The sequence below is a fragment of the Candidatus Pelagibacter sp. genome (assembly GCF_965262185.1).
GTDB lineage: Bacteria > Pseudomonadota > Alphaproteobacteria > Pelagibacterales > Pelagibacteraceae > Pelagibacter.
In genome coordinates, this window is record NZ_OZ253498.1 from 261,403 (window position 1) to 276,463 (window position 15,061).

Consider the following 15,061-nt stretch of genomic DNA (forward strand, 5'->3'; position numbering starts at 1 on the left):
TTTTTATTCTGTTCTTAATCTTAATACTGGCTCTTCTTTTATAGGTAAATGAACAATTGCTGCAAATACCGATAACATAATTGCTAAATACCAAGCATAATCATAAGATCCATATAGATCATAAAATAAGCCTCCAAGATAAGCACCAAAAAAAGATCCTATTTGATGACTTAAAAATACAATTCCATAAAGTAAACCTAAAAATTTTGTTCCAAAAATATGAGCTACGATACCACTTGTGGCTGGAACTGTTGATAGCCATAAAAAACCAAAACTTGCTCCAAATATAAATGCATTAAGTGTGCTAGGTGGAAGAAATATGAAGAAAATTATTGAGAAACCTCTAAGAGCATAAATCGCACTCAAAATAATTTTTTTACTCATTTTAGTTGATAGATATCCGCTAAATAATGATCCAAAAATATTAAACAATCCTATTAATGATAAAATAGCTGCTGCTGTCCAACTTTCTAATCCTCTATCAATAACATAAGTTGGAACATGTGTTCCAACTAAAGTGATGTGAAAACCACATACAAAAAAGCCTAACACTAAAAAAATATAACTTTTATTTTTAAAGGCTTCATTTAATGCCTGTGAAGTATTTTGATCATTTGGTTTTTCTAAAATTTGGTCACTAGATGGTGATCTTACAAAAAAAGAAATGATTAGTCCCATAATCAAAAATAACAAAAACCATAGAAGAGTGACTTCCCATCCATTATTATTTAAAGATAGATTTGTAAAAATTGGTGAAACAAAATAACCAAATGAACCTACTGCTGTGACTATACTCATTGCAATTGTTCTATTAGACAGTGGGAAATGCTTTCCCACTACAGACATTGGTATACTAATTGCAGTACCACCCAAGCCAATACCGATTAATATACCCATATCCAGTTGGAAATAGAGATTAGTATTTGGACCAGCGTATAAAAAATAAATTCCTAAAATATAAAATATAAAAGCCAACATTATAGCTTTGTGGCCACCATACTTATCCGCTATTGCTCCAAAAATTGGTCCTGTTAATCCCCACATCAACATTTGTAAACCAATTGATAATCCAGATTCAGTGAGGGAAATATTTAAATCATTTTTAAAGTCTGAAAAAAATAATCCAAAAGTTTGTCTTACTCCTAAAGAGACCAAAACTACAAAACATGCTGCCAACAATGTGACTAAAGCAGTATTATTTCTAATAAACTTTTCTGAAGCCATTAATTACTTTAGGTGTTTTAAGGCCCGCTTAATATCTGCGATAAGGTCGCTAGGATCCTCTAAACCAATATGCAATCTAACTATATACTCATTTTTTGCTAATTTAAGATAACTTCTATTTCCTTGTTCTCTAACATTTTGATGTAATGCCAAACTTTCAAACCCTCCCCAGCTGTAACCATGTCCAAACAATTTTAAATTATTTACAAATTTAACAACTGCCTTTTCACTTCTAGCTTTGATTCTTAAACCCATTAACCCTGAGGCACCTGAATAATATTTCTTCCACATTCTAAAATTGTAAGAGTCTTTTTTGTATGGATAAAGTAATTTTATATTTTTAAATTTAGATAAAAACTCTGCTACTTTTTTTGCGTTTTCTCTGTGCCTGTCTAATCTAACATCTAAAGTTCTTAATCCTCTTGTAATTAAATAAGCATCATCAGGTCCTAATCTTAAACCTGTCACTCTTTCAGTTGCTTTTACTTTTGGAAATACTTTTTTATTAACTGCTAAACTTCCACCCATTACATCTGAATGACCTGAGTAATATTTGGTTGCTGAAACAATTGCCATATCAAAACCAAGTTTAATAGGTTTTAAAAAATATGGAGTTCCCCATGTGTTGTCAATTGCTGATAAAATTTTGTGTTTTTTTGCTATGGAAACAATTTTCCCTAAATCTTGAAAATCAAATGTGTTACTTCCTGGGTTCTCTACAAATATTAATTTAGTTTTTTTGGTAATTGCTTTTTCTAATGTCTTAAGATCATGTGGATCATAAAAAGTTGTTTTGATATTAAATTCTTTTAAAAAATCTTGTGTCAAAAGTCTTGTCGGACTGTAAACCGGGTCAGCTGCAATAATTTCATCACCAGGTCTTGTAACACTAAAGATTGCAAGGAATACTGCTCCAAATCCAGTAGGAGTTAAAAAAGTAAAATAGCTTTCTTCAAGTTTAGATAAAATTTGCTGCAGTATATGTGTTGTTGAAGTTCCTTGTCTGCCATAATCAAAATGTCCACCGGTAGGATTTTTTTTTGCCTTGTCTTGAGTTTTTCTAATATCTTGCATCGATTTGAAAATAATCGTTGATGCACGTACAATTGGTGGATTTACAGACTGATTATGAAAATCTTTAGCGGTATGTTTTAAAAATGTTTTAAAAGAACTACTCATAATAAAATTTGATATGTTTAAAAGACAATGCTATATCCCGTAAAAAACGTCAATAAATTAATAAATAGGACTAAATGAGTTATCCGAAGAAACATAGGGGTCGAAGAAAACAAGGCTCCAAAAAGAGAAGAGCAAAAAGAAAAAATAAGAAGAAATAATTCTTTTATTCTTTAATCCAACCACCGCCAAGAACTCTATGACCAAATTGGTCTTTGTTATAGAATACGCATGCTTGTCCTGGCGATATTCCATCCTCTGGATTTAATAGATGAACATTTGCAGTATTTTTATCTTTTAAATCTACTTTTGCCTCTAAAAGACTGCCTGTTGATCTAACCTTTACAAATATATTTTGATCAAGGTCTTTTTTATCAGTTAATAAATTTAAATCTTTTAAAGATATTTCTTTTTTTCCAAGGTTTTCTTTAGGTCCTACTATAATTTCATTTTTATCTGAATTTATTTTTAAAACATATAAAGCTTCTTTATCTGAAACCTTAATTCCTTTTCTTTGTCCAATAGTAAAATTAATTATACCATCATGAACACCAATTACTTTTCCATCTAAATTTTTAATATTCCCTTTTTGAAAAGAGTCTGGTCTAAATTTTCTAATTACAGATGCATAATCTCCATTAGGCACAAAACAAATATCTTGGCTGTCTGGTTTATCAGCTACATTTAAATCTAATTCTTTAGCAATTTCTCTTGTTTTATCTTTTAACATTCCACCTAGTGGAAATCTCAAATAATCTAGTTGTTCTCTTGTTGTATTGAATAAAAAATAACTTTGATCTCTATTTTCATCAATTGCTCTGTACATATTATTAGTGTTGTTTGAGGTAATATTTTTTACATAATGTCCTGTAACTAGTGCGTCTGCTTTAAGATCTTTTGAAACTTCAAATAAATCTTTAAATTTTACTGTTTGATTACATTGTACACATGGAATTGGAGTTTCACCTTTTAAGTAACTATCAACAAAATTATCTATTACCCCTTGCTTGAATTTATCTTGATAGTATAAAATTTTATGTTCAATATCCAATTTGTGAGCAACACGTTTTGCATCCATGATATCTTGTCCTGAACAACACTGTTTAGATTTAGCTACTTCTTTCCCATCATCATAAAGTTTAAGAGTGATACCTATAACCTTATACCCTTCATTTTTCATAATTCCGGCTACAGTTGACGAGTCTACCCCTCCAGACATAGCAACAACCACGGTTGTATCTGTTGGTTTTTTATTAATTCCAATAGAGTTTAATTCTTTATTCATTAGGTGGTATTTATACTTATTTACAATATAAGTTAAATTAAATGATTTTAGATTATGAGCCAGGCGACAAAGTCACTAATCCTGAGAAAAAAGAATGGGGTATTGGACAAGTACAATCAATTATAAAAGATAAAGTTACTGTTAACTTTGAAAATGCAGGTAAAAAAGTAATAAATGCAAAAAATATAGAATTAAAAAAAATTGGTAAATAAAAGATGAACTTACAAAAAATTATTGAAGATTTAGTTGACACTTTTTTATTGGCAGGAGACTTGTCCCTTCAGCTTAGAGAAAAAGGATTAAGTAAAGAAATTAAATCTGACAATACACCAGTAAGTAATGGTGATATTGAAGTAAATAATTTCATTTCTTCAGAAATAGCAAAATTAACACCGGACATTCCAATTATATCAGAAGAAACTTCTGAAAATAAAGATAACTATAAATTAAAAGATTTTTGGTTGGTGGATCCAATAGATGGAACCTATGATTACATAAACAATTTAGATGAATTTACTATTAATGCTGGATTAATAATTAATAACAAACCTGTTGCAGGTTTAATAAATGCACCAGCTAAAAAAAGGATGTTCTATTCTTATGGTAAAGGTAAATCTTTCGAATTTACTAATAAAAAAACCATAAATCTTTCTGAGCTACCTTCTAAAATAACCGAACCACTAAATTTTATTTCATACAGCAATAAAATTAAACCTGAAATTCAAAAAATTTATGATGAATTAAGTGTAAAGGAACATACTCGTATGAAAAGTTCTTTAAAATTTTGCGTTGTGGCTGCATGTGAATTTGATGGTTATGTTGCTGAGCCTCGAGCTTACGAGTGGGATATTGCTGCAGGACATGCAATTTTAGAAAATTCAGGAGGATCGGTTAGAGACTTTGATGGTAATGAAATTTTATATGGTAAGAAAGACTTAAAAAATCCTAGTTTAATTTTAAAAAGTAAAAATATTATTTAATGGATGAGCAGTTAAGAATTATTTTAATAATATTAGTATCAGTTTCAATTTTTGGATTACTAGTTTTTGTTTTTGTAAAAAATTACATTAGAAACAAAATAAATCATCTTGTTGATGAAGAGAAAAAAAGAAAATTAAAGTAATTTAATTATTTTATCATATTCATTTTTATCAATATCCATTACTTTTTTTGATGTTTCAAAATCAAATCCATTTCTTGCTAGTAAAGAAATATCTTTTTTATAAAACAAAGTTCTATTATCTTCTGCTCTTGCTGGTCCTATTCTTTTTTTCTTACATACTTTAATAGCTGAAAAAAAATCCTGATCAGAATTATCTTCTTTTATTTTCTCAACTGTATCTTTTATAAAGCTATCATCAATTCCTTTGCCCATTAAATAATTTCTAATTTTATTTATAGAGTTTCCTCTTTGGATCATACTCTTTGCTTTACTTTCAGAATAAAACTGATCGTTAATAAATTTATTTTTTTCTAGATCAGATAGAACAATATCAATTAATTTATTTACATCTTTTTTCCTAGAGTCTGATGCTGAAAGCTTCATATATTTTTTTAATAAATATGTTTTAAGTTGTTGTTTTGAAGGTGCATATTTTTCAACATACGCAAAGGCAAAATTCCTCATTTCATCGACGGTTACTTGAAGTGTTTTTCTTTTATTTCTTATAGGAATCATCGTTAGATTTTATATAATATAAATATGATCGAACAAATTTATAACTATTTCACAATTGATGTACTTTATATGTGGATCAATTTAGGAGTTATACCCTTTTGGTTCATGTTAATAATATTTCCACAATCTCATTTATGTAGATATTTGGTGACTTCTATATTTCCATTTTTATTATTAGGTGGAGTTTATATTTATATTTTATATAGATCTTTCATCATTGGTTATGATTTCGATGCTAATTTTAGTTTATATCTTGGTTTAGTTGAGCTATCACGATTATTTGAAGACAATTTATACCTAACTCTTTTCTGGACTCACTTTGTGGCTATAAATTTATTTGTTGGTGGTTGGATTGTTAAGGACTCTCAAAAATACTTTATAAATAAAGTATTAATGGCAGTGCCTTTAATAATCACATATTTAATCGGACCTATTGGCTTGTTTATTTATTGGATAATTAGAATTTTTTACGCCAAAAAACTTAATCTGTATGAGTGACCATATAGATTTTTACTTCGATATTATTAGCCCTTACGCTTACATCGCTCATAAAAAAATTTTAAAAATAAAAGATGTTAAGTTTAAATTGAAGCCAATATTTTTAGGCGGTCTTCACAACTTAGCAGGTATTACCGCCCCTGCATTTAATAGATACAAAATGAAAAATATGCAAAAAGATTGCGAACTTGTTGCAAAAAAAAATAACATAAGTTTCAATTGGAATTCTAAATTTCCAATTAATTCTCTAAGTATAATGAGAGGTTATCTTTGTGTTAAAGATAATAAAAAAGAAGAATACTTAAATAGTTTTTTTGAAGCTTATTGGAAAGATGATGTAGATTTATCTAGTGCAGAAAATATCAAATCTCTTTTAAAAAAAATAAAAATCAATGAAGATCAATTTTTTAATTCAATAAATAATCAAAATATCAAAGATAATTTAAAACAATTAACTCAGGAAGCTTTTGAAAAAGAAGTTTTTGGTGCTCCAACTTTTATAGTAAATAATAAAGTTTTCTGGGGACAAGACCGTTTAGAATATGCTCTAGATGAAGTTAAAAATATTTAAACTATTTTAAAACTACTATTACTGATAGATCCAAAACCACCATCTATATGTGAAACTTTCTCATAACCCATATTCTTTAAAGCTTTAACTGCCAAAGCTGATCTAACACCTCCAGCACAAAATAAAACCATCTCTTTACTTTGGTCTAATATTCCTTTTTGAAAATAAACACTATTTGGATCTAAAAAGATTTCTAACATTCCTCTTGAAATATGAACTGAATTTTCAACACTACCTGTTTTTTCTAATTCTCTAGCTTCTCTTATGTCAATCAAGTTACATTCGTTATCTTCAATCATTTTATAGGCATCGTCTGCATTAATTGTTTTAATTTCTTGCATTGCCTCTGATACTAAAGTTTGAATAGATTTAACTGTCATAATTGTGCTTTAAAATACCTTAATAATATTATATTGCTAGAAAATTATGTTAAAAATTAATTCTCAAGCACCAAATTTTAAACTTTTATCAACATCAAAAGAAATCTATTCATTAAAAGATTCTCTTGGAAAATATGTTGTAATCTATTTTTATCCAAAAGATGACACACCAGGGTGCACAATTGAAACTAATGACTTTAATAAGTTATTATCTAAATTTAAAAAGTTAGACTGTGAAGTATATGGAATATCAAAAGACAGCCTAAAAAGTCACGATAAATTTAGAGATAAATATAAAATTAAATTTGATTTACTTGCAGATGAAGACATCAAAGTACTTAAAAAATACAAAGTCTGGGGTAAGAAAAAATTTATGGGACGTGAATTTATGGGAATAAACAGAACAACTTTTTTAATTGATAAAAAAGGTAAAATTTTAAAAATTTGGGAAAACGTTAAAGTAAAAGATCACGCCAAAGAAGTCCTAGAAACATTGAAAGATATTTCAAAAAAATAAAAAAAGGGCCCCTTATTTCTAAGGAGCCTTTTATTGTTATATATATAGAGAGATATTTTAGTCCCTGATTGCGTAAGCTTTTACACCAACCTCAGCAACATCAGTTCCAAGTTTTTCAGCTTGAGAACTAATTCTTAGACCAATTGTTTGTTTTAGAACTTTAAATGTGATGTAAGAAAGTATGAAGCTAAACAAACATACTGCGATCACACCTGTTAACTGAGTTCCAAAATTTGTATCTGGATTACTAAATGGCACAACTAAAGTTCCAAATATTCCAGCAAATAAATGAACTGGAATTGCACCTACAACATCATCAATTTTTTTACTTTCTAAAAATTTAGTACCAAAGTACATAATTAATGATCCAAGAGCTCCAATTAAAATTGCTAATAAAGGACTTGGAGTTAAAGGCTCTGCTGTAATTGCAACTAATCCTGCTAATGCTCCATTAAGCATCATTACGATATCTGTTTTACCACCAAGTAATCTTGTAACCACTGCTGCCATCACAGTTCCAGCTGCTCCTGCCAAGTGAGTGTTAACTGCAATTTTACTAATTGCATTCACATCATCAAAAGTTCCCATTGCAAGTTGACTGAAACCATTAAATCCAAACCAACCGAACCATAATAAAAAAGTTCCTAATGTAACAAGTGGTATTGAAGATGCTGCGAATGGAACCAATGATTTTGTTTCACCAGATTTTGAAAATCTTCCTTCTCTAGCACCTAAAACAATTACACCTGCTAAGGCAGCTGCACCACCACATGCATGAACTAAAGTTGAACCAGCAAAATCAGAGAAACCTGAAGTTGCTAACCAACCTCCGCCCCACTGCCATCCCATTGAAATAGGATAAATGATACCGGCCATGATTGCTGCAAAAATAAAAAATGGCCAAATTTTAATTCTTTCTGCTACAGCACCAGATACAATTGATGCAGTTGCACAAACAAACATTGTTTGGAAAAACCAATCAGAATAATCAGAATAACCTGTTGAAAGTTCTGAGGCATCACTCCACATTGAGAATGATCCAATAAACCCACCTTCAGGAATTCCGTAAGCTAAATTGTAGCCACAGAAAAAAAATATTAATGAACAAATTGCAAATTTACCAATATTCTTTGCTGCAATTGTTGAAACACTTTTAGTAGTCACTAATCCACTTTCAAGCATACAAAAACCTGCTGCCATGAAAGCAACTAAAACACCACCAAGATAAAATCCTAGGGAATTGAAAATATATTGTCCTTCAGCTGACATGGTTGTTTCTGCTGAAGCTAAATTAGTAAAGCTTAAAAATATTAATAAGCTTAATGATATTTTTTTTAAATGATTAATCATTATCTCTCCTTTTTTGATCTTGTCGTTTTATTAAACATTTAAATTTTAAGTATTGCTGATAGGTCAAAAGAGTTATGAAAAATAAGCATATTTGTAAAAAAAAGGCCCCATTTCTGGGGCCTTTGGTTATTAACTAACTAGAGAGAGATATTTAAGTTAATTCTTTATTAAGAGGCTCTTCAATGAGATAACGACATGGAGATCGAAGAGCCTCTATATTGCATGCAATTAGTCACGTATTGCGTAAGCAATTACACCTGTTTCAGTAACGTCAGTACCTTTAGTTTCAGCTTCTTTACTTAATCTGATTCCAAATGTTCCTTTCATTATTGACCATACGATGTAAGACACAGCGAACACAAAAATGTTAATTGAAAGTACACCAATTAATTGCGCACTGAACGATGCATCAGCGTTTGTTAATGGCACCGCAAGTGTTCCCCAAATTCCAGCAAACAAGTGAGCTGGGATTGCACCCACAACATCATCAAGTTTAAAATTAAATAATAATTTAGTTCCAAACACTACGATTAATCCACCAACAGCTCCAATTAAAATTGCTGCAAATGGAGATGGTGCTAATGGTTCTGCAGTAATTGCTACTAAACCACCGATTGCTCCGTTTAACATTTGAATTACATCTGTTTTACCGTACATTAATCTTGTAATGATACCAGCGGCCATTACTCCACCACAGGCTGCAAGATTTGTATTGATAAAGATTGACGAGATCGCAACTGCATCATCAAAAGTACCTAATGCTAATTGTGAACCACCATTAAATCCAAACCAACCTAACCATAGGATGAATACACCTATTGTTACTAATGGAATTGAAGATGCAGCAAAAGGTTGTAACGCTTTTGGTTGACCTTTACTGTCAAATCTTCCACTTCTCGCACCAAGCAACATGATGCCAGCTAAAGCAGCTGCACCACCTGTTGAGTGTACTAAAGTTGAACCAGCGAAATCAGAAAAGCCTAGTTCTGCTAACCAGCCTCCACCCCACTGCCAACCCATTACGATTGGATAAATAACTCCAGCTAATAAAGCTGCAAATAAGAAGAACGGCCATAACTTAATTCTTTCAGCCATAGCACCTGAACAAATTGAAACTGTTGTTGCACAGAATACCATTTGAAAAAACCAATCAGAACCATCTGAATAACCAGTATCAACTGCACTTGCATCTGACCATGGTGTAAATGATCCAATGTATCCGCCTTCTGGAATACCATAAGCTAAGTTGTAACCAACTAGCCAAAACATAATTCCAGCAATTGCATACAAACCAATATTTTTTGCACAAATTACTGAAACACTTCTTGAAGTTACCATACCAGATTCTAGCATCGCAAAACCTGCTGCCATGAACATGACAAGGAAACCACAAATCAAAAATAGTAGAGTGTTAAATATAAACCCCACTTCAGCAGAAACAGTTGTCTCTGCCATACCCGCACTACTCATGCTTAGTAAAAATACTAAACTTAGTAATGGTGCAGATATTCTCTTTATTATTTTAGTCATAAGACCTCCACTTGTTAAAGTGGTGGTTATAGATTTAAAAAAATTAAAAACTAACGCTGATTAGGAAAATTGGGTTTGCAGTATTTGCATATAGTAACAGCCCTAAACGTGTTTTTTCTTTACGTTAGGGCTGTTAAAAAAATATTATTTATTGAATACTTCTTTTAAAGCTTTCGCTGGTAAGAATTTTACCTTCTGAGAAGCAGCGATTTGAATCTGCTCACCAGTTCTAGGATTTCTTCCAACTCTTGCTTTTCTTTTAGCTACTTTGTACGTACCAAATCCTGCGATTTTTACTGGATCATCACCTTTAAGTGAATCTAAAATAGTGTTGGTAATTGTATCAAAAGTTCGCTCAGCATCTGCTTTGCTCAAATTTAATGAGCCAGAAAGCTTAGCAATTAGTTGTTTTTTGTTCATTTTAGCTCCGGTTATGTTGGTTAATAACTATAGTTGCCATAAACGTTGATAAATCAAGCTTTTTTTTAGTGTCTCAAAAATTATAACATACAATATCTAGTTGAAACTTAAATAAGTATTGATTTTATTGTGTTTTTTAACAATTTAGAAAATAAAATTATCTAAATAAACCAAGGTCTTTTAGGTCATTGAATGTGGTGAAAAACATCAAAGATAGCAACAAAAACAAACCGATTCGAAAAAATCCTTCTTGTGTTTTTTGAGACAAAGGCCTTCCTAAAACTTTTTCAAATGCATAAAACATTAAGTGTCCACCATCTAACATTGGTATAGGAAACAAGTTAATTAAGCCTAAACTTATTGAAATATAAGCCATCATACTAATAAAAGCTAACACTCCGAAGGTTGCAACTTGCCCTGATATCTTTGCAATCCTTATAGGGCCCCCAAGTTGTGAGGTGTCTGCTTTTCCCATGATCATTCCACCAATGTATTTTAAGGATGAAACACTTACAAAATAGACTTCGTTTGCTGCATGGTACAATGCTTGTGCTGGTCCTAATTTAACATGATTAATTTTATCATTGTAGGCACTTAATTTTATACCAACCATTCTTTTATTAATTTTATTTCCTAAACCATCCTCACCTTCAACAATATTTGGTTTTACTTTTAAAATTAATTCTTCGTAAGAACGCTTAACTTTAAAATCTATAAAGTCTGAAGTTGACATTGTGATGTATTTAGAGACTTCCATGATGCTTTTAACTTCATTGCCATCAATTTCTAAAATAATATCTTGATCTTTAAGCCCCCCAACCATTGCAGGACTATCTTTTTGAACTTCACTGATAACTGCTGGAGTAAAATCTTTTCCAACAAACGTATAAATACAAAAGAAGATTGCAATGGCTAATAAAAAGTTTGCTAAAGGACCACCAAATACAATTAATACTCTTTGATATAAAGGTTTTAAAATAAATAATTTATCTCTTTCCTCTTCATTATATTTTTCTAAAATTTCCTCGTGATCTGCTTGTGAATAAACATTACGATCTCCAAAAAATTTGACATATCCACCTAATGGTATTGCACATACTTTCCATCTAGTTCCATGTTTATCATTCCAACCAAATAATTCTTTACCAAATCCAATAGAAAAATCAGTAACCCCTACTCCATATTTTCTTGCAAAATAATAGTGTCCATATTCATGGATGAATACAACCACTAAAATAAGAATTAAAAATGGTATTATATAACTAAGCATATGTTTATATTTTAAGTTAATATCATATTAATCACAACCCCTCATTACCAGTAGTAAGTCTTAGGCTTTTGAACATCTTTTAAAAATGTCTTAGAATGACCCAATCTTCCTCTATTAATAGGTTCAAAATTAGTTATAAATCTCATACCTCTTGAAGGATCTTTTCTAATAGGTTCAATAAAAATAACTTTTGGTTTATTGTGATTTTCTCTGATCTTTTTAAGCTCATCTGCTCTTTCAAGATTTCTTTTCTTTAAATATTTATCTATTTCTTTTTCATGATCAGATTTAACTTTTTCTTTTTTAATTTCCTTAAGTTTAATTTTATAGTTTAAATCTAAATTTGGCTTCGTTTCACCAAATTTTCTTTTACGAGAATTAGATTTTTTATATCTTGAAGCATACTTTACTTTCTTCATTATCTGCCTCCTTTCTTTCTTTGAAGTTCTTTTAATTTCTCATAAAGCTTAAAATATTTAGAAAGAAGCCTGTCTTCTATAGTATTTAATTTTAAAATAGCACTGCCGTCATGACAGTCTCTTGCAAAAGAAAGTCCTGATTTTCTGACAATAATATTAGAAGATAACATCATGGTTTTGTCTCCTCCTTCAACAATTTCTGCTATCGGCTCTTTATATTTATCAGCCTCATATTCTTGCATTTCATGGTTTAAAATACCTGCTTCAATGTAAGGTATTCTTTTAAATCTTATAGCAATATCAATCATTTTATAGACTATAAGCTCTTGCTGAATACCTATTGGCTTTAGTTCTTTACTTAATCGATCAATGATATCATTGATGTTATCAACATTTTCACCGATAACAGCAATCTTATCTCCATAAAGTCCATGTTTTATAGAATTTAAACTAGACTTTAATTTTCCTTCATTGCTAACAGGTCCTGTAGACTTTTTCGAATTTCTTCTATTAGCTAATATCTTCTTCTTACTTGTGCTCATAAGTGCTCCTTATAAATTTTAGTCACAGAGTTCCCTCTATGAAGATTAATAATTTAAATTTGAAAGGCTCACCTAGTAGGCATTATTTAAGAGCGCATAGCATTTGCTATGAACTTATCTTCTAACACAAAAACAAAATTAAAAAACTGAACATATGTAGAACGCGACAATTTCTTTATCAATAAAAATATATGGTAATTGTCCCTTATTTGGGGTGCTAGTGGTACACCCGACCTCACACTAGCTCACACTGCTTCGCACTAGTTATGCAGATAATTAAAATTTAATTGATAATAATTCGCATTAAGACTCATCAATTTAAACAAAAAACTAGAACCATAACTAGAACTTTTTGAGATAAATCAAAATAGTAATTTACATCAAAATAAGTCTTTGTCAACAGTTGTTGATATAATGAAAATATAAGTCAACAGTTGTTGACACTTCAAATGATAGATTCTAAACATTATTTTAAAAAAGGAGTAATTATGAATAATGAAAATAAGAATATGAGTCGAAGACAAGCAATTAAGGGAATTGGTGCAGTAGCATTAGGTACCACAGCATTAGCAGCTTCAAGTACTGCTAAAGCAAATGAAAAAAAAACTAAAAAAGAACTGGATGGAAAAACAGCTCTAATCACAGGTGGAGCACGTGGCATTGGTTTGGCTAGTGCTGAAGAGCTTGCAAAAGCAGGAGCAAATATCGTTCTTTTTGATGTAGCAAGTGATTTAGAGGGCGTAAATTATCCTTTAGCCACTGATTTAGATCTAGCAAACGCAAAAAGCAAAGTAGAGTCTTATGGTGTTAAATGTGTTTCTTATAAAGGAGATGTAAGAGATAGATCTGCCCTATCAGATGCTGTTGGTATGGCTGTTAAGCAGTTTGGAACATTAGATCATGTTGTAGCAAATGCAGGAGTAACACAAATTGGAATGATGGAATATTTCAGTGAAAAAGAAATTCAAACTGTAATTGATATAAATGTGACTGGAGTAGTGAAAACTATACAAGCTTCTATACCAGTTATGAGAAAACAAAATTCTGGAGGAATAACTATTTTATCTTCAGTTTTAGGACGTATGGGTGAAGAGTGGTTTCCAGTTTATTCTGGTACTAAGTGGGCTGTAATTGGATTAGCAAAAAGTACTGCTTTAATTATGGGAAAACATAACGTTACTTGCAATGCTATATGTCCAACTGTTGTAAAAACTAAACTCATGAACAATAAATATGTTCTAGGAGCAATGTCTCCAGAAAACCCAACATGGGAAGGTTTAGAAACGTTAATGAAACAATGGAGAAACCCCCTTCCAATGGGAGCATATAACCCTAATGAGATTGGTGAAATGGTTAAATTCTTTGCTAGTAAAAGTGGTGAAAAAATTACTGGTGAAGTTCTAGGAGTAGCAGCAGGTTTGTTTGCTCGGAATACAGCTTAAATATTCTCCCTCTCAGATCAATCTTTAAGACCCTATTTGAATTGATCTAAAAAACTATAAGTCACCTTGTATTTATTATAAGGTGACTTGTTATATTTTTTTAAAAGATGAGAAATTCAAATAATTCAAAAAAAATAATTTTTAATACTGCTAAAAAGCTTTTTTGGACTAAAGGTTATTCAAATGTTTCAGTTCGAGATATTGCCAAACAATCTAAATATGACATCGCTCTTATCTCTAGGTACTTCGGCAGTAAGAAAAAGCTTTTCGAAGAAACATTAAAAGATGTTGCAGAATGGTTTGTTGATGTAAATCCAAATAACGTTGTTGATTTTATGGTTGAAGGTCTAATGGAAAATTCGAATCCAAAAGATGATGTAAACCTTGTTAGAATGCTATGTATGAATTCTGGAGATCCAGAAGTTGGACATATAGTTAAAAAATTTCATAGAGAAAAAATGAGAAAACCAGTAATTGATGGGATAAAGAAAAAAATTAAACCTATTAATTATGATTTAATGGGTACAATTTTAGTAGGGGTTTCTGTTGCACGAAAAACTCTCGACAATCCTATTTTAAGCAAACTGAATGATAGAGAATATGAAAAGGTATTAAGGCATTTATTTAATGCAGCGTTGAATTATAAAAATTAATTATAGGATTTTAAAGGATAACTAGAACCACAACTAGAACTTTTTGAGATAAAACAAGAAATGGGACAGTGTGAACAAAGAAAACGCAAGTAAACTCTGGAAAATT

At 30.5% G+C, this 15,061-nt stretch carries 19 protein-coding genes; 8 read left to right on the forward strand and 11 right to left on the reverse strand.

All coding sequences use genetic code 11. From position 1 onward, the window contains the following. Positions 1 to 3: 3 nt before the first annotated feature. The 3 genes from ACQY31_RS01495 to mnmA form a co-directional block, all read right to left on the reverse strand. Complete coding sequence (locus ACQY31_RS01495; RefSeq protein ID WP_428080251.1) at positions 4 to 1,224, reverse strand: MFS transporter; 1,221 nt, start codon at positions 1,222 to 1,224, stop codon at positions 4 to 6. Between the two features lie 3 nt (positions 1,225 to 1,227). Continuing rightward, positions 1,228 to 2,403: a trans-sulfuration enzyme family protein gene (locus ACQY31_RS01500; RefSeq protein WP_428080252.1), complete on the reverse strand. Its 1,176-nt coding sequence runs from the start codon at positions 2,401 to 2,403 to the stop codon at positions 1,228 to 1,230. A 163-nt stretch (positions 2,404 to 2,566) separates the two neighbouring features. Continuing rightward, complete coding sequence (gene mnmA, locus ACQY31_RS01505) at positions 2,567 to 3,685, reverse strand: tRNA 2-thiouridine(34) synthase MnmA (protein ID WP_428080253.1); 1,119 nt, start codon at positions 3,683 to 3,685, stop codon at positions 2,567 to 2,569. 41 nt (positions 3,686 to 3,726) lie between these two features. On the opposite strand from mnmA, the gene ACQY31_RS01510 reads away from it, so the two are divergent. Genes ACQY31_RS01510 through ACQY31_RS01520 form a run of 3 tightly spaced genes read left to right on the forward strand, consistent with a single transcriptional unit; the run spans position 3,727 to position 4,808 of the window. Then, positions 3,727 to 3,897, forward strand: a complete 171-nt coding sequence (locus ACQY31_RS01510; RefSeq protein WP_428080254.1) for a DUF3553 domain-containing protein — start codon at positions 3,727 to 3,729, stop codon at positions 3,895 to 3,897. Between the two features lie 3 nt (positions 3,898 to 3,900). Then, positions 3,901 to 4,665, forward strand: coding sequence for a 3'(2'),5'-bisphosphate nucleotidase CysQ family protein (locus ACQY31_RS01515; protein ID WP_428080255.1), 765 nt, complete (start codon positions 3,901 to 3,903; stop codon positions 4,663 to 4,665). Beyond that, positions 4,665 to 4,808 carry a hypothetical protein gene (locus ACQY31_RS01520; protein ID WP_428080256.1) on the forward strand — a complete coding sequence of 48 codons (144 nt, stop codon included), beginning with the start codon at positions 4,665 to 4,667 and terminating at the stop codon, positions 4,806 to 4,808. Before ACQY31_RS01515 ends, ACQY31_RS01520 begins: the two co-directional genes overlap by 1 nt. Here ACQY31_RS01520 and ACQY31_RS01525 read toward each other — a convergent pair. Continuing rightward, entirely contained in the window at positions 4,800 to 5,363 is a 564-nt protein-coding gene (locus tag ACQY31_RS01525) for a regulatory protein RecX (protein ID WP_428080257.1), read from the reverse strand. The genes ACQY31_RS01520 and ACQY31_RS01525 overlap by 9 nt on opposite strands. A gap of 24 nt (positions 5,364 to 5,387) precedes the next feature. Here ACQY31_RS01525 and ACQY31_RS01530 point away from each other — a divergent pair, with 24 nt between their 5' ends. Both ACQY31_RS01530 and ACQY31_RS01535 read left to right on the forward strand, forming a co-directional pair. Continuing rightward, positions 5,388 to 5,861 carry an ABA4-like family protein gene (locus ACQY31_RS01530; RefSeq protein ID WP_428080258.1) on the forward strand — a complete coding sequence of 158 codons (474 nt, stop codon included), beginning with the start codon at positions 5,388 to 5,390 and terminating at the stop codon, positions 5,859 to 5,861. Next, entirely contained in the window at positions 5,854 to 6,432 is a 579-nt protein-coding gene (locus ACQY31_RS01535; RefSeq protein WP_428080259.1) for a 2-hydroxychromene-2-carboxylate isomerase, read from the forward strand. The genes ACQY31_RS01530 and ACQY31_RS01535 overlap by 8 nt, the downstream gene beginning before the upstream one ends. Here the strand turns inward: ACQY31_RS01535 and ACQY31_RS01540 are convergent. Further along, complete coding sequence (locus tag ACQY31_RS01540) at positions 6,429 to 6,812, reverse strand: rhodanese-like domain-containing protein (protein WP_428080260.1); 384 nt, start codon at positions 6,810 to 6,812, stop codon at positions 6,429 to 6,431. The genes ACQY31_RS01535 and ACQY31_RS01540 overlap by 4 nt on opposite strands. Positions 6,813 to 6,858: 46 nt before the next feature. On the opposite strand from ACQY31_RS01540, the gene bcp reads away from it, so the two are divergent. Next, a complete protein-coding gene (bcp, locus tag ACQY31_RS01545) occupies positions 6,859 to 7,329 on the forward strand; it encodes a thioredoxin-dependent thiol peroxidase (protein WP_428080261.1) in 471 nt (156 codons plus the stop codon). A 57-nt stretch (positions 7,330 to 7,386) separates the two neighbouring features. Here the strand turns inward: bcp and ACQY31_RS01550 are convergent, their stop codons facing one another. From ACQY31_RS01550 to ACQY31_RS01575, 6 genes are all read right to left on the reverse strand, one after another. Beyond that, positions 7,387 to 8,679, reverse strand: coding sequence for an ammonium transporter (locus ACQY31_RS01550; protein ID WP_428080262.1), 1,293 nt, complete (start codon positions 8,677 to 8,679; stop codon positions 7,387 to 7,389). A 228-nt stretch (positions 8,680 to 8,907) separates the two neighbouring features. Next, positions 8,908 to 10,209: an ammonium transporter gene (locus tag ACQY31_RS01555; RefSeq protein WP_428080263.1), complete on the reverse strand. Its 1,302-nt coding sequence runs from the start codon at positions 10,207 to 10,209 to the stop codon at positions 8,908 to 8,910. Between the two features lie 144 nt (positions 10,210 to 10,353). Further along, positions 10,354 to 10,629 (reverse strand): HU family DNA-binding protein, encoded by a 276-nt coding sequence (locus ACQY31_RS01560; RefSeq protein WP_428080264.1) that lies wholly within the window; start codon positions 10,627 to 10,629, stop codon positions 10,354 to 10,356. Between the two features lie 157 nt (positions 10,630 to 10,786). Further along, complete coding sequence (gene rseP / locus ACQY31_RS01565) at positions 10,787 to 11,899, reverse strand: RIP metalloprotease RseP (protein WP_428080265.1); 1,113 nt, start codon at positions 11,897 to 11,899, stop codon at positions 10,787 to 10,789. A gap of 44 nt (positions 11,900 to 11,943) precedes the next feature. Continuing rightward, positions 11,944 to 12,318 (reverse strand): hypothetical protein, encoded by a 375-nt coding sequence (locus tag ACQY31_RS01570; protein ID WP_428080266.1) that lies wholly within the window; start codon positions 12,316 to 12,318, stop codon positions 11,944 to 11,946. Then, entirely contained in the window at positions 12,318 to 12,860 is a 543-nt protein-coding gene (locus ACQY31_RS01575; protein WP_428080267.1) for a hypothetical protein, read from the reverse strand. The genes ACQY31_RS01570 and ACQY31_RS01575 overlap by 1 nt, the downstream gene beginning before the upstream one ends. A gap of 488 nt (positions 12,861 to 13,348) precedes the next feature. Between ACQY31_RS01575 and ACQY31_RS01580 the strand changes: the two genes are divergently transcribed. Both ACQY31_RS01580 and ACQY31_RS01585 read left to right on the forward strand, forming a co-directional pair. Next, on the forward strand, positions 13,349 to 14,302 hold the full coding sequence (locus tag ACQY31_RS01580) for an SDR family NAD(P)-dependent oxidoreductase (RefSeq protein ID WP_428080268.1): 954 nt from the start codon (positions 13,349 to 13,351) through the stop codon (positions 14,300 to 14,302). A 107-nt stretch (positions 14,303 to 14,409) separates the two neighbouring features. Further along, positions 14,410 to 14,955 (forward strand): TetR family transcriptional regulator, encoded by a 546-nt coding sequence (locus ACQY31_RS01585; RefSeq protein ID WP_428080269.1) that lies wholly within the window; start codon positions 14,410 to 14,412, stop codon positions 14,953 to 14,955. Positions 14,956 to 15,061: the final 106 nt, after the last annotated feature.